General features: G+C 42.6%; 12 protein-coding genes. 10 read left to right on the forward strand and 2 right to left on the reverse strand.

All coding sequences use genetic code 11. The annotated features are described in order from the left end of the window. The first annotated feature begins 35 nt into the window (after nucleotides 1–35). The 3 genes from AACR11_RS19800 to iteS all read left to right on the forward strand — a co-directional run bounded on the left by AACR11_RS19800 (nucleotide 36) and on the right by iteS (nucleotide 4,113). A complete protein-coding gene (locus AACR11_RS19800; RefSeq protein WP_079325056.1) occupies nucleotides 36–584 on the forward strand; it encodes a recombinase family protein in 549 nt (182 codons plus the stop codon). Between the two features lie 151 nt (nucleotides 585–735). Next, a complete protein-coding gene (locus AACR11_RS19805) occupies nucleotides 736–1,854 on the forward strand; it encodes an AAA family ATPase (RefSeq protein ID WP_033838957.1) in 1,119 nt (372 codons plus the stop codon). A 6-nt stretch (nucleotides 1,855–1,860) separates the two neighbouring features. Next, nucleotides 1,861–4,113, forward strand: coding sequence for a S8 family anti-phage peptidase IteS (gene iteS, locus AACR11_RS19810; RefSeq protein ID WP_001034302.1), 2,253 nt, complete (start codon nucleotides 1,861–1,863; stop codon nucleotides 4,111–4,113). Nucleotides 4,114–4,244: 131 nt separating this feature from the next. Here iteS and AACR11_RS19815 read toward each other — a convergent pair whose 3' ends face one another. Together AACR11_RS19815 and AACR11_RS19820 are read right to left on the reverse strand one after the other, a co-directional pair. Next, entirely contained in the window at nucleotides 4,245–5,309 is a 1,065-nt protein-coding gene (locus tag AACR11_RS19815) for an Abi family protein (protein ID WP_001143855.1), read from the reverse strand. A gap of 370 nt (nucleotides 5,310–5,679) precedes the next feature. After that, complete coding sequence (locus tag AACR11_RS19820) at nucleotides 5,680–6,798, reverse strand: tyrosine-type recombinase/integrase (RefSeq protein WP_079325058.1); 1,119 nt, start codon at nucleotides 6,796–6,798, stop codon at nucleotides 5,680–5,682. 97 nt (nucleotides 6,799–6,895) lie between these two features. Between AACR11_RS19820 and dusA the strand changes: the two genes are divergently transcribed. From dusA to AACR11_RS19855, 7 genes are all read left to right on the forward strand, one after another. Next, nucleotides 6,896–7,939 carry a tRNA dihydrouridine(20/20a) synthase DusA gene (gene dusA, locus AACR11_RS19825; protein WP_416316085.1) on the forward strand — a complete coding sequence of 348 codons (1,044 nt, stop codon included), beginning with the start codon at nucleotides 6,896–6,898 and terminating at the stop codon, nucleotides 7,937–7,939. A 163-nt stretch (nucleotides 7,940–8,102) separates the two neighbouring features. Then, complete coding sequence (gene pspG, locus AACR11_RS19830; RefSeq protein WP_005451528.1) at nucleotides 8,103–8,318, forward strand: envelope stress response protein PspG; 216 nt, start codon at nucleotides 8,103–8,105, stop codon at nucleotides 8,316–8,318. A gap of 100 nt (nucleotides 8,319–8,418) precedes the next feature. Then, nucleotides 8,419–9,084 (forward strand): TIGR04219 family outer membrane beta-barrel protein, encoded by a 666-nt coding sequence (locus AACR11_RS19835; protein WP_009697568.1) that lies wholly within the window; start codon nucleotides 8,419–8,421, stop codon nucleotides 9,082–9,084. Between the two features lie 150 nt (nucleotides 9,085–9,234). Beyond that, a complete protein-coding gene (locus AACR11_RS19840) occupies nucleotides 9,235–9,465 on the forward strand; it encodes a hypothetical protein (protein ID WP_005451530.1) in 231 nt (76 codons plus the stop codon). Nucleotides 9,466–9,582: 117 nt separating this feature from the next. After that, nucleotides 9,583–11,457 carry an assimilatory sulfite reductase (NADPH) flavoprotein subunit gene (locus AACR11_RS19845; RefSeq protein WP_005451531.1) on the forward strand — a complete coding sequence of 625 codons (1,875 nt, stop codon included), beginning with the start codon at nucleotides 9,583–9,585 and terminating at the stop codon, nucleotides 11,455–11,457. Continuing rightward, nucleotides 11,457–13,193, forward strand: a complete 1,737-nt coding sequence (cysI, locus tag AACR11_RS19850; RefSeq protein WP_029789937.1) for an assimilatory sulfite reductase (NADPH) hemoprotein subunit — start codon at nucleotides 11,457–11,459, stop codon at nucleotides 13,191–13,193. The genes AACR11_RS19845 and cysI overlap by 1 nt, the downstream gene beginning before the upstream one ends. Beyond that, nucleotides 13,186–13,965, forward strand: a complete 780-nt coding sequence (locus AACR11_RS19855; protein WP_005451533.1) for a phosphoadenylyl-sulfate reductase — start codon at nucleotides 13,186–13,188, stop codon at nucleotides 13,963–13,965. Before cysI ends, AACR11_RS19855 begins: the two co-directional genes overlap by 8 nt. The last annotated feature ends 475 nt before the right edge of the window (nucleotides 13,966–14,440 follow it).

The raw sequence follows: 14,440 nt of genomic DNA on the forward strand, positions 1-14,440 counted from the left end.
TAAAAATAAGGGTGCTTAAGTTTACAGGAGGGGCTATGAGAATTGGCTATGCACGTGTCAGTACTGACGAGCAGGATACCTCACCTCAGATCGATGCGCTCAAGTTAGCTGGTTGTGAGCGGATCTACAGCGAGCACATCAGCGGAAAATCGAAAGAGAGGCCCGAGCTAGAGCGATTGCTAGATGCTGTGCGGAATGGTGACGTGGTGATAGTTCAGAGGCTTGACCGCTTGGGACGTAGCTTAAAGGATCTCATCGAGCTACTGGATTGTTTCAATCAGAGAGGGATTAAGTTCATATCGCTGAGTGAGAACATAGACACAACGACAGCAACAGGAGAGCTGGCCTTCCATATGATAGGAGCCATTGCTCAGTTTGAACGTCGCCTAATCTCGGAACGGACCAAAGTTGGTCTAGCTGCGGCCCGAGCGCGTGGCCGAAAGGGGGAGCGGAAAGCAAAAATGAGTAGCGCTGATGTTCGCAAGGCACAGGCTATGTTGCTTGATCCTACTGTAACAAAAACGGAAGTTACAGAGCATTTTTGTGTCAGTAGACCGACATTGAATAAGTACTTAGGTCAGTAGCGTGTACGACATTTCTTACTGTTAAATTTCATGATTTTGGGTTTTGTTTCATCTTTGTTTTGTTTTTTTCATATTGACGGTGTTAATTTCACTTATTGATATTTTTTTTCAGCTATGCTCTAATCTGAACATTAGACTTAAGGTGATTGAGATGTTGTTCATACCGGAAATTTTGAAAATTATTGAGGGAGGAGTTAAAAGCAACTCCTCTCAAGTTATTGCATATGCAGAGTTGCTTGCAGATAAGATGGAAAAAGAAGGGATGGATAGGCCTGCTAAGAACATAAGAAAGAAGCTATCTTCTCAGTCTGCTTCCGGACTGTCTTCGACGTCTGTAGCAAACATGCAAGGCGCGATTCTACCTGTTGATAGAGATAGTCGCTTGACTCTAGGTGATGAAACTTACCCATGTATCGATGATATATCTATAGAACTACCAACGTTTGTTGAGCAATCTGTAAGTGAGTTTTTATCTTTTATTGATAAAGCGCACTTATTAGCTGATGCGGGCGTTGGCATTACACCGTCAATGCTTATATATGGTCCTCCAGGCTGTGGAAAAACTCAATTAGCTAAGTACATATCTGCTCATTTGGGTCTACCTTTGATTACTGCACGAGGAGATACTCTAATATCATCATTTTTGGGGTCTACAGCAAAAAACTTGAGAAGCTTATTTGATCATGCAGCGCAGAGACCATGTGTATTATTCTTAGATGAATTTGATGCTTTTGCTAAAGCGCGAGACGATCAGCATGAGCTAGGTGAGCTAAAGAGAGTTGTTGTTAGCCTTTTGCAAAATATAGACGCTCTACCAGAGGGAACCATTTTGCTTGCGGCAACAAATCATGAAGATTTACTAGACCCAGCAGTTTGGCGACGCTTTGCATACAGAGTTCAAATCCCTCTTCCAGACATCGATACCAGAGAGAAGTTAATTCATGGTTTTCTTGGACAGTATTGTCCAGCGAATATTAAAACACTTGTTGAGATCACTGATGGGATGAGTGGAGCTTTAATTGAGCAGGCTTGTAAAGCGGAAATTCGTAATTCAATCATAAGTGGAAAGGATCAAATAAGTGTAGATTCACTGGTTTTAAAGTTGGTTGGTGAAATGTATCAGGATGTGATCCGCTCAGGGTTAAGTGTAGAAGAAAAAGCTATAAAGTTGAGGGAAAGGAATAAGAAAATATTTACTGTCAATCGCCTTTCCGCGTTGTTGGGGATTTCTGTAGGAAAAGTTTCAAAAATTACTTCCACAAAAGGCTAGGAGCTTATGAATAAAAAAGACAACCCTATTCAAGTAGTTTCGATTCGTGAAACTGATCATCGACCTCCAGGCCCGATGAGCTCTAATGATAAAATATTCGGGGATGGTGCAAGCAGGGAAAGACGCGCACAACTTGCAAAAGAAGTTAAGGAAGTATCAGATTACTTTAAGTTGTCTTTTAATAAGTGGCCGACCTTACCTGTAGTGGCAAAAGTTACGTTGAAAGAGGAAGCACTAGCAAAGTCTCATCGTCCTACAGCTCTTTTCTCCAAAACTACATGCCCAATTATCGGTACAATGGATTACGGTGAGCTATTAGTTAGTGCAACACAATCCGGACTTGATGCTTTACAACGTCGGATAAAAAACAATACGGCGAAAAAACAAACTGCAAACATTTCAGCGATAGAAAAAATAGAACCTTATATCGCAGGTGAATGGATTTCCCGTATTTTAAAAAATGACAGTAAAAAAGTTAAATTAAAGCTATTTGATCATAAGGATCAAGAAAGAAACGAGTCATTGGAAAAAGCTTTTTCAGAGTTTGTTGGTAACAATGAACTTAATGTAAACCGAGTTCGTTATGGTAAACAGGAAGTATTAACAGTAGACTTTCACAAGGGAATAGAGAAAAAATTGGCGGGTTTTGTTGGGTTAAGATCTGCTGCACCTATGCCAGAGTATTTTCCTTTAGATATGAATCTTCAGGTTACTCCTATTGCTAATGCTAACTTGGAACATTGTCCCGCACCTTTGGTGGGAGAGGATTACCCTGTGGTTGGCGTAATTGATTCTGGTGTTTGTCCGAAGTGCAGTCTTTTAGACCCTTGGATTGTTGCAAGAGAATCATATGTCCCTCTTGGTATGGAAGATTATGGTCATGGAACTATGGTCGCAGGGCTGGTAGTGAATAGCCACCGTATAAACCATAGTGATCCTGCCTTTCCGATGTCTCAGGCAAAAATTGTTGATGTTAATGTTTTTCCAAAAAACTCCAATGTTTCAGAAGAAGATTTAGTCGCGATAATTGAAGAAGTGGTAGTTAAATATCCGTCAGTTAAAGTATGGAACTTATCTTTAGGAGCATCTTGTCCTGTAGGTTGTAGTGAATTTTCTGACTTTGCTCGTTTTTTGGATGAAATGCATGATGAATATGGCTGTTTATTTGTTGTCGCGGCGGGAAACCAAAATGATGCCGCATTGTGGCCAACGACGTCAAAAGCTCCAACTTTAAATAGAATATCTTCGCCAGGGGACTCTATAAGAGCTTTGACTGTTGGCAGTATTGCCCATAAAGATACTCCAACGACCCTGGTCAAAATGGGAGAGCCATCTCCTTTTTCTCGCATTGGTCCTGGTCCCTGTTTTATCCCTAAACCAGAAGTCACTCATTACGGGGGCAACAATACCGCAGCTGGGAGCTTTGCCCAAACAGGTGTTTTGTCCATGGGGCCAAACAATATGATTTATGAGTCAATAGGAACAAGTTTTGCCACACCGATTGTAAGCAGCCAGGCGGCTTCTTTGCTTCATTATTTAAAAGGGCATAGTGTAGATGATATCCCGCCAGAGCGAATTAAAGCTTTAGTCATACACTCTGCTTTGTTAGCTAATCCTAAGGTTAACTCTGATTCTATAAATGGGCATGGTTTTGGTAAACCTTCCGATATCGTTGATATGTTATATTGCGATCCTCATTGTATAACACTGTTTTTTGAAACGGACTTAAAACATGGCGGTTTTGAGTTTGAACGGTATCCTTTTCCTATTCCGGACTGCATGCTAACTGATGAAGGTAAGTTTAAGGGGGAGATAGCTATGACATTAGTTTATTCTCCAATAACTGATGAAGACTACGCATCGGAATACTGCCGAACAAATGTAGATGCTGGTATGGGAAGCTATGATAAAGACGATGAGGGAAAAAGAAAGTTCCACTCTCGGGTTCCTGCTGCACCAAAGGATATAAGTAAGTTGTATGAGAAGTCACGAATTGAGCATGGCTTTAAATGGTCTCCTGTCAAAGCTTACCATCATATATTTCCGCAAGGTGTTAGTATTGATACATGGCGCTTGAAGTTGAAGGTCGAGCGACGAGCAGAAGAACAAAAGCCTGAAGTACCTCAGCGTGTATCATTAGTTGTTAGTTTAAGGGCTTTGGACCCTTCTCAACCTGTGTATAACGAAGCCATTAGGAAGATGAACCAATCTGGCTGGGTTACGCATGATATAGATGTTAATGTGAGAGTTAGACAGTAACGGAGTAATGTGCAGCACCTTTTGGGTGAGGTCTAAGGTAGTTAAAAGCAAAGGTAAAGAGAAGTGCAGCCTAGACAGGCTACTCAATCGTAGCCCAGTCTTAATGCTGCATTCTTTTGCTTTTATTGCTTTTATTGCTTTACTTGAGTCGCATTGGGATGTTTGCCTTGAGCAGGGGCTGGTTTGGGAATGAAAGTTACATCAATACCAACAGGTAAAGGCCAAGCTTTCCGTCTCTTCTGCATAGATTTGTTGGTGTAGAATACCTGATGTGACTTTTTGCAGCGTATAATTGCATAGCCAGCCGTTGCACTAACTACTTCACCCTGGCGTCTGGTGTTGATTTCATGCCTTTCTTTCCATTCAATAATGTCTGGAACAGAAGGAAGTCCCGATGCTAACATTTTACTTCGCCATAGCGTATGTTGAGAGCAGGCTATTCCCATCAGTTTGTCGTTGTCTATGACAGACAACAACTTTAAGTTGTTGGGATTGATCCAACGGATGACTTTTAAGCACTGTTCGTAATGTGCCACAACAGTATTTATGCTGTCATCGGAATCAAATAAATCTGTTGCTTTCCAGATCGGTTCATGATGTGCGATACGATTTCTAAGTTTATTGATTTCGAATAAGTTTGAGCTGATATGGTTAATACTCAAAGGTGTGCCGTTTAAGTCCTTAGCATATGGAAAAACTAAACTGTTAAGACTCGGCCAAAGCTCAATAATAGGAGGATTTGCAGGAGGTTGGCTTGAACGATGGTTTTTGTCCGTTAAGTGTACCCAAAAACCAAACGTTAGTTTTGCAATTAGATTATCAGGTGTAATAGCTTTCCCCTCTCTAACTAAATCCCCCTTAGCTTTAGTTATCTGTTGAAATGCTGGGCGATTATTTTGATTTGTATAAGAATTGCAAAACCAAAATCGGTCGATATTAGCTTTCTCTTTGGTCCAATCTTGCTGTTGAAAACTTGCTTCGACTAACTTCTCATGATATTCGATGTAAGCATTATTAATAGCATTGCGCAAAGAAACTTCTAATACTTGAAGCACGGGATAAAAGAGACCTGATAGCTGTTTGTTCCACGCATATAGTCCTAAGCTTTGTTCATCGCTTGCATCGCATAAGTTTGGCTTTTTGTAAGTAGAGAGTCGAGGGCTTGATAGTGTTTTAATTATTGATTCTACAGGCATATTAGTGTTCCGCTGTGATGATGATAAAGTATACCTATACTTCCGACGGTGAACAAACTACTTGACATAGGGCTGGGATTAGCTAGAATCCAACTATCGACGGAAACGTCACTAGATTGAAAGCGCGGTACAGTGTGAAGCTGGTTGGTCTTAGACCCCGTTAGCGAGATATTTTCGAAGGGCTCCTTTTAGGAGCCTTTTTCGATCTAACTTTCCTATCCTGCCTACTTGCATCTTGTTAACTGCACTCTGTTTCTATTTATTAGGTCCAAACTTCTAATTGGTTAAGCTTGGATTAGTTCCTCAATGTCCGCTTTTAGAAAATGAACTGACGTCTTTTATTTTTGTTTTATCTCAATAAATCGTGTTTTTATGATGTCTTGTGAGGTTTTTCACTGACTTGATCTAGTTGTTTTAATCTTTGGAGTGAATTGAATTTTTCATGCACGCGATTTGGGAAAAGCTCAGTGTAAATTTGCCAAAGTGTGTTTAGATTTCTATGACCAGTCACTTGAGCTACTTCTTCAATGGAAAAACCTTGTTCAAATAAACGGCTTGCTCCTTCTCTCCTAAGATCATGATATCTAAGGTCTTGGATCCCTAGTGAGCTTCTTACACGTTGGAAGCCTGCGGAAACACTTTTGCTGTTGTAGGGGAAGATACGGTCGCAAGTTTTAGGCTGTCTATTCAAGATTTCCCAGGCTTCTCCTAAAAGTGGAACCCACATATGATTCCCTTCTTTTTTACGAGGGTCTTTACGATCCCGTACCTTAACAGCTCTAGTTCCTTCGTCTACGTCTTCCCATAGAATTTTGCACACTTCTCCAATCCGCATACAGCTCAAAATAGAAAAATCTAGAATATCTAAAAATGGGATATGAGCGGCACGATGTTCTTGTCTTCTCCGAAGTTCTACTTTGATTCTGTTCAGCTCTGACGTTTCAGGGCGTCGGCTTCTTCGGTTTGATTTAGCAATTAGATTGTGTTGATAAAGAGTATAGTAAGCTTCCTGTACGACAGAATCGTTAACATCTATACCAAAAATTGGCTTTGCTGCTCTAAGAACACTGCGAAGATATGAAATATCACCGGACACTGTTTGAGGGCTTGTTCCCGCGTCATTACGATCTTTACAGTGCTGAACAAGGTTGGCTACGGTCAACTTGTTCGCTTGTATTTTCGCTAATTCTGTATCAATTAGCATGTTAAGACCGTAATGTTTTGAACGACCAATACCTTTCGCAATGTGAGGTTCATTTAAGTACATGATGATCAGCTCTCGAAGAGTAACTTCTGGGGTTTTACCTGGTAGGCCATGCGTTTCGAGTTTAGATACAAGCGCCGTCCCCCATGCTTTTGCGTCGGCTTTTTTCCCGAAAGTACGAGATTCACGATATACTACGTCATTACCTTTTTTTAATCGAACAACACATCTATATCGCAGTACCCCTTTGCTGGTTTTACGTCTCTCCAATGTAAAGCTGGCCATCTATGGTTCCTTGATAGTTGTTCGAATGCGTGCCCCATATGATACTGGGATACATATGGGGCACGCAATAGCGAAAAATGATTGAGAATAATTGAAAATGAACCGAGAACAGAAAATAGATAATTCTTTGCAAAATATAGACTTGTCTAGTAATATTGATGTGTCAAAGAGTGGGAGATTTAGCGTAGCACCCATGTTGGATTGGACGGATCGTCATTGTCGCTACTTCCATCGCTTAATGACCAAAGAAACCCTGCTGTACACCGAAATGGTGACCACAGGCGCGATCATTCATGGAAAAGGGGATTTCCTGGCTTATAACGAGGAAGAGCATCCGTTAGCCCTTCAGCTTGGTGGCTCAAACCCAACAGATTTGGCAACGTGTGCCAAGCTTGCGCAAGAGCGTGGCTACGATGAGATTAACCTAAACGTTGGTTGTCCATCGGATCGTGTTCAAAATGGTCGATTTGGTGCATGCCTAATGGCAGAGCCGCAGTTGGTCGCAGACTGCGTAGCCGCGATGAAAGATGTGGTAGACGTGCCTGTTACTGTGAAAACACGTATCGGCATCGATGACCAAGATTCTTATGAATTCCTAACGGATTTCGTGTCTATTGTTTCTGAGAAGGGTGGCTGTGAGCAGTTCACTATCCACGCACGTAAAGCATGGTTAAGTGGTCTAAGCCCGAAAGAGAACCGTGAGATCCCACCATTGGATTACCCACGCGCTTACCAATTGAAGAAGGACTTCTCACACCTAACGATTGCGATTAACGGTGGCGTGAAATCTTTAGAAGAAGCGAAAGAGCATCTACAACACCTAGATGGTGTGATGATTGGTCGTGAGGCTTACCAAAGCCCTTACTTGCTAGCGTCTGTTGACCAAGAGCTGTTTGGTTCAAATGCACCAGTGAAAAAGCGCAGCGAAATCGTTGAAGAGATGTTCCCGTATATTGAAGCTCAATTGGCAAAAGGTGCTTACCTTGGCCATATCTCGCGTCATATGTTGGGTCTGTTCCAAAACATGCCTGGTGCTCGTCAATGGCGTCGTCACATCAGTGAAAACGCGCACAAACCGGGTTCAGGTCTAGAAGTGCTGCAAGATGCACTGGCGAAGATTCCAAAAGAATTGAACGTGTAAATTTCACCAGTGGTTGGTGAAAATTACCAACTGATAAATAACAAAGCCAGAGTACAGAAATGCCTCTGGCTTTATTTTTACTTATATATCATGGTATTAGATATATATTTATAAGTTGGTATGGAACCTGCTCTAGTAAAACTAAAACAAAGGAGAAGTGATTATGTTGGAGCTGATCTTTATTTTAGTTTTCACAGCAACCCTATTGGTAACCGGTATTACTATGGTAACGGTATTTGCCGCAACAGGTATCGCATTGGTTGTGATGTTCTTATTGGGTATGGTAGGCGCTGTACTAAAACTATTGCCTTGGTTGATAGTCATTGCACTAGGTATATGGTTTTTTAAAAACTTCGTTGCCCAGCCTCGTTATAAGTAACGGATAGTAGAGATTTAGTTGATGGTGGGCTGTGAGAGTATGTTAGTATTTCTCACATGCCCCTTAATGTTGAAATCAGCTATCTCGGAGTAAAAATTACATGACATATAAAGCGACCATCGCTTTAGCGACACTATCGTTGGCTGCGTCTTACCCTTGTTTCGCAGAACAAGAGTCTTCTTTCACTACGACGGTTGGTGGGGAAGTTTGGGTAGCGGATACCAAAGTGAATGAAGTAAGAAGAGATAGCGACACAACGGGGTCTTTCTACGCTGCGATTGAGCATGACGTGAAATACGTACCTAATGCGCGCCTTCGTTACTCAAGTGTTGATGCGGATTACATGGGTTTTGACAAGCTCGACCTTACTCTTTACTACCAAATTCTTGAACACGACCTGATGCACTTCGATGCGGGTCTTACTTTTAGTAACTTGAGTGATACAAAATACGTAGACGCAGGCACTAATGCTCGTACGGAAGATTTTGATGAGCTGATTTGGGCTTGGTATGGCTACGCAGAAATCACTGTGCCAAATACAAACTTTGATGTAATTGGTGAGATGAACTTCGGTGATAACAAAGGTATTAAGAGTACTGATCTAATGGCTGGTGTTCAGTACCGAATTCCTTTTCAAGAGTCTCAACTCACTTTCCGTGGTGGTTACCGTGTGATTGATTTAGAGTCAGAGGAGTTTTTATCGAGCCTAGGTAAAGAGTTTATCTTTGCAGACGGCTTCTTCGTTGGTGCTCAATACTCTTTCTAACTACATAACCTCAAATCCTTTAAAACGTCGCTTTATAAGCGGCGTTTTTTTATATCACTTCATTATATTAAATCGAATTTCTCGCCCAAGTTTCACTCTTCTACCATGCTTATCTAGGAGCAATGTATAAAAGTTGGAGCAGGGATTGCGATGACAATAAACGAATTACGACATCTATTTCGTGACAACCAGCTAGTCGAAGCCATTATAGAGCCTTCAATTCAAGAGGGAGGATGGGTTGTCGAGTTTCGCCATGCCCGTGGTGGGTTTGTTTGCCTCACAGACAGTCATGGGGAAGAGTGCCTATATGATGATCTTGATACGGCATCAAAATCGGCGTTGGCGGTTGGCTTTCAACAAGTTCGTATTGAGGATCGTTGAGCACTAAGCTCAGCGTTCTTACTTCCAAAAAGTTATAAAACATTCTCTTCTATTCTTTCTTGTTATTAGAGAGAGTGGTTAATCTATCGTCACGCAATGAATAGGGATGTCGTGACAATGTCTTTTCAACAGAATGAATATTCTCACAAGAAAGTGTCGGAAGATAATAATGGGCAGGGTGCTAATCCACCAATCGCAAGCCCACTAAATGACCAGCAATTTAACTCACTCCAGCAAACTGTCTCAGAGTTGTCTTCACAGCAACTTGCATGGGTCAGCGGTTACTTCTGGGGACTCGCTCAAAACCAACCAAGTGCAGCGGCTGCAACACCAATCGCACAGGCTGCTGCTTCTGTTGCTGCAAAACCAGCAGGCAAGCTAAGCATCATTTTTGCTTCTCAGACTGGTAATGCGAAAGGCGTTGCTGAAGCGCTAGAGCAAGAAGCCAAAGCAGAAGGCATTGCTGTAGAGCTGTTTGATGCTAGCGATTACAAAGGCAAGAACTTAGCAAAAGAGACTCACGTGATCATCGTGGCGTCGACCAATGGTGAAGGCGAAGCGCCAGATAATGCCATTGAACTTCATGAGTTCCTTCAATCTAAAAAAGCACCCAAGTTACCAAATCTACAATACGCCGTGATCGCACTGGGCGATTCTAGTTATGAGTTCTTCTGCCAAACGGGCAAAGACTTCGATACTTACTTGTCTAAGTTAGGCGCAACTGCCTTCATCGATCGCATTGATTGTGATGTGGATTATGAAGCGCCGGCCGCTGAATGGCGTAAGCAAGCGCTTGAACAAGTAAAAGAAGCCCTTTCTTCAGGCAATGAAGCAGAAGTAGTCCAACTGCCTGTTGGTCAAGCTGCTCCAGGACATTCTGCTTATAACAAGCAAAATCCATATACCGCAACGTTACTGACAAGCCAGAAAATCACAGGTCGTGATTCGGGTAAAGATGTTCGCCACGTAGAGATTGACCTTGAAGAATCAGGTTTAACTTATCAAGCCGGCGATGCTCTGGGTGTGTGGTTCGACAATAGTTCAGAATTAGCCAACGCTATCTTAGCTAAGGCTGGTCTCTCTGGTGTAGAAAGTGTTGAAGTCGATGGCGAAAGCCTTTCTATTCACAGTGCATTGGTTAGCAAGTACGAAATCACCGCATCAAACCCTCAGTTTGTCACTAAATTCGCAGAGTTATCTGGTAGTAAGAAACTACAAAAGCTAGTGGAAGATAAAGACAAGCTTCGTGAGTACGCTGCAAATACGCAAGTTGTGGATGTACTTGCAGAGAAGAAGACCAAGCTAAGTGCAGAAGAATTGGTTGGTTTGCTTCGTCGATTGACACCTCGTCTATATTCTATCGCTTCGAGTCAAACGGAAGTTGATGAAGAAGTTCATCTAACCGTAGGCTTGGTTGAATACGACAAAGGTGATGAAAAGCGCTATGGCGGAGCATCGAGTTTCCTCGCTCAACGTCTAGAAGAAGGTGGTGAAGTGAAGGTGTTTGTTGAGCACAACAATAACTTCAAACTGCCACAAGATGACAACACACCAATCATCATGGTTGGTCCTGGTACCGGTATTGCGCCTTTCCGCAGCTTTATTCAGGAGCGTGATAACCGTGACGCGGAAGGCAAGAACTGGTTGTTCTTTGGTGACCGTACCTTTACTCAAGATTTCCTTTACCAAGTGGAATGGCAGAAGTACCTCAAGTCAGGTTTGCTGACTCGCCTTGATGTCGCGTTTAGTCGCGACCAAGCAGAGAAGGTTTACGTTCAGCATCGCATCCTAGAAAACGCTGAACAAGTGTGGCAATGGATTCAAGATGGTGCCTACATCTATGTATGTGGTGATGCCACTCGTATGGCAAAGGATGTTCACGATGCGCTGGTATTTGTAGCCGAGCAACAAGGCAAGCTATCTCGTGAAGAAGCCGAAGCATTTATCAACGATCTACGTAAAGCGAAACGTTACCAAAGGGATGTGTACTAATGAGCGCGAATCAACAATCAAACAGCCAAGAAGTATTAGGTGAGGTGCTTGGTCCACTCTCGGATAACGAGCGCCTTAAAAGAGAAAGTAATTTACTGCGTGGAACGATTGAACAAGATCTGCAAGACCGCATTACTGGTGGCTTTACTGCAGACAACTTCCAATTGATTCGTTTTCACGGAATGTACCAGCAAGATGACCGCGATATCCGTAACGAGCGTGCTAAACAAAAGTTGGAGCCGCTGCATAACGTCATGCTTCGTGCTCGTATGCCGGGTGGCATCATTACGCCAAAGCAATGGCTAGCGATCGACAAGTTTGCAACCGAGCATTCTCTATATGGAAGTATTCGTCTTACTACTCGTCAAACGTTCCAGTTCCATGGAGTGCTAAAACCAAATATCAAGTTAATGCACCAAACGCTCAACAGCATTGGTATTGATTCGATTGCAACTGCGGGTGATGTTAACCGTAACGTGTTGTGTACCACTAACCCAGTGGAGTCGGAGCTACACCAAGAAGCTTACGAATGGGCGAAGAAGATCAGTGAGCATCTACTACCGAAGACACGCGCTTATGCCGAGATTTGGTTAGACGGTGAAAAAGTAGAAAGCACGGAAGAAGACGAACCGATTCTAGGTAAGAACTACTTACCACGTAAGTTTAAAACCACAGTGGTTATCCCACCGCAAAATGACGTAGACGTACACGCTAACGATCTTAACTTCGTAGCGATTGCAGATAACGGACAGTTGGTTGGTTTTAACGTGCTTGTTGGTGGCGGTCTAGCGATGACGCATGGTGATACGTCAACCTATCCACGTAGAGCGGATGACTTTGGTTTTATTCCATTGGAGAAAACACTTGATGTTGCTGCTGCTGTAGTAACAACTCAACGTGATTGGGGTAACCGTTCTAATCGTAAGAATGCAAAAACCAAATACACATTAGATCGTGTTGGTAGTGATGTGTTTAAAGCGGAAGTAGAAAAACGTGCCGGTGTTAAGTTTGAACAAAGCCGTCCTTACGAATTCACAGAACGTGGTGACCGTATCGGTTGGGTTGAAGGGATAGATGGTAAGCACCACCTAGCACTCTTCATCGAAAACGGCCGTCTATTAGATTTCCCAGGTAAACCACTTAAGACAGGTGTTGCTGAAATTGCCAAAATCCACAAAGGCGATTTCCGTATGACAGCAAACCAAAACCTGATTGTTGCTGGTGTACCAAAAAGCCAAAAAGCGAAGATCGAGAAGATTGCTCGTGAACATGGCTTAATGGATGACGGCGTAAGTGAACAGCGTAAGAACTCGATGGCGTGTGTGGCGTTCCCAACATGTCCATTAGCAATGGCAGAAGCAGAGCGCTTCCTTCCTCAGTTCGTAACCGATGTAGAAGGTATTCTAGAAAAGCATGGTATCCCTGAAGAAGACAATATCATTCTGCGAGTAACAGGATGTCCAAATGGTTGTGGTCGAGCAATGCTGGCAGAAATCGGCTTAGTTGGTAAAGCACCAGGTCGATACAACTTACACCTAGGTGGTAACCGCGGTGGTACTCGAGTACCGAAGATGTATAAAGAGAACATTACGGATAAGCAAATCTTAGAAGAGATTGATCAGCTGGTGGCTCGTTGGGCTGCTGAACGTGAAGAAGGCGAAGCATTTGGTGACTTCACAATTCGAGCTGGCATTATCCAAGAAGTGTTCGTATCAAAGAGGGACTTCCATGCTTGATTCTGTAGCGTCCAAACCGGAGCTAACAGAGTTACTGACATTAACTAAGACGGAGCAAATCCTCCGTCTTGCTCAAATCAATGTCGAGCTCGAACAGCTTTCGGCACAAGATAGAGTAAAGTGGGCATTGGAGAATTTGGAAGGGGAGTTCGCTGTCTCGTCCAGTTTCGGTATCCAAGCCGCAGTGATGCTCCATCTTGTGACACAACAAAAACCGGACATTCCAATTATCCTAACGGATACCGGCTATCTATTTGCAGAGACATATCAATTCATCGATCAGTTGAAAGCGCAACTGAACCTTAACCTTAAAGTGTATCAAGCTAAAGAAAGTGCGAATTGGCAAGAAGCACGTTATGGAAAACTTTGGGAACAGGGTATAGAGGGAATTGAAAAGTACAACAAGATAAACAAAGTCGAGCCAATGCGACGAGCTCTGCGTGAGCAAAATGTCGGTACTTGGTTTTCAGGACTGCGTCGAGAGCAAAGTCAATCTCGTGCTGGTCTTCCAATCTTGTCGATCCAAAATGGCGTATTTAAATTCTTACCTGTGATTGACTGGACGAATAAAGATGTGCACTACTACCTAGAAGAGCATGGTTTGAGTTATCACCCTCTATGGGATCAAGGTTACCTTTCTGTCGGTGACACTCATACTACTAGAAAGTGGGAACCGGGCATGTCGGAAGAAGAAACTCGTTTCTTTGGTTTAAAGCGTGAATGTGGATTGCATGAAGACGATGGTAGTGAGCAGGATGGCTCAGGTATTTAGATGCTAATCTGGCAAAAGCCGTGTTTAGGGTAAATAAAGAAAGCTGCTGTAAAGCAGCTTTCTTTATATATAGCGAAAGAAAAAGGAGCATAAAAAGGATAACTCTGTGGATAAGTTGTATGCAGTCTTGGGGTAAAGTTGGATAAATAAGGCTTTGATCGAAAAGTCGTCGTTTAACTATTATTTTTGCAATTTTTTGCAAAATAACGCTTGCCAATGTGAGCGCGATCTCTATAATGCCTCCTTGTCGACAGGGCAGAGCTCACAAGGGTTCGAAGCTAAGTCGGCAAGGTCAGAAAGAAAAGCGAAATAATTAATTGCCTTTACTTTTAAAAAGTAAAATAAATAGCAAAAAGTGTTTGACACAGAAAATTATCTCGCTAGAATGACCGCCTCTTCCGAAGTGATGTAAATCACAAAGAAGAGTAGCTCTTTAAAAATAAGAACCTATCAATCTGTGTGGGCACTCGTTGAT

This window comes from Vibrio sp. L85, from assembly GCF_963871815.1.
Classification (GTDB): Bacteria; Pseudomonadota; Gammaproteobacteria; order Enterobacterales; family Vibrionaceae; genus Vibrio; species Vibrio harveyi.

What these genes read in the sequence shown, in the direction of transcription:
- dusA (WP_416316085.1), top strand. Translation starts at nt 6,896, where the DNA reads ATGAACCGAGAACAGAAAATAGATAATTCTTTGCAAAATATAGACTTG.
- AACR11_RS19820 (WP_079325058.1), bottom strand. Translation starts at nt 6,798, where the DNA reads ATGGCCAGCTTTACATTGGAGAGACGTAAAACCAGCAAAGGGGTACTG.
- iteS (WP_001034302.1), top strand. Translation starts at nt 1,861, where the DNA reads ATGAATAAAAAAGACAACCCTATTCAAGTAGTTTCGATTCGTGAAACT.
- AACR11_RS19855 (WP_005451533.1), top strand. Translation starts at nt 13,186, where the DNA reads ATGCTTGATTCTGTAGCGTCCAAACCGGAGCTAACAGAGTTACTGACA.
- AACR11_RS19815 (WP_001143855.1), bottom strand. Translation starts at nt 5,309, where the DNA reads ATGCCTGTAGAATCAATAATTAAAACACTATCAAGCCCTCGACTCTCT.
- AACR11_RS19800 (WP_079325056.1), top strand. Translation starts at nt 36, where the DNA reads ATGAGAATTGGCTATGCACGTGTCAGTACTGACGAGCAGGATACCTCA.
- AACR11_RS19840 (WP_005451530.1), top strand. Translation starts at nt 9,235, where the DNA reads ATGACAATAAACGAATTACGACATCTATTTCGTGACAACCAGCTAGTC.
- AACR11_RS19805 (WP_033838957.1), top strand. Translation starts at nt 736, where the DNA reads ATGTTGTTCATACCGGAAATTTTGAAAATTATTGAGGGAGGAGTTAAA.
- AACR11_RS19835 (WP_009697568.1), top strand. Translation starts at nt 8,419, where the DNA reads ATGACATATAAAGCGACCATCGCTTTAGCGACACTATCGTTGGCTGCG.
- AACR11_RS19845 (WP_005451531.1), top strand. Translation starts at nt 9,583, where the DNA reads ATGTCTTTTCAACAGAATGAATATTCTCACAAGAAAGTGTCGGAAGAT.
- pspG (WP_005451528.1), top strand. Translation starts at nt 8,103, where the DNA reads ATGTTGGAGCTGATCTTTATTTTAGTTTTCACAGCAACCCTATTGGTA.
- cysI (WP_029789937.1), top strand. Translation starts at nt 11,457, where the DNA reads ATGAGCGCGAATCAACAATCAAACAGCCAAGAAGTATTAGGTGAGGTG.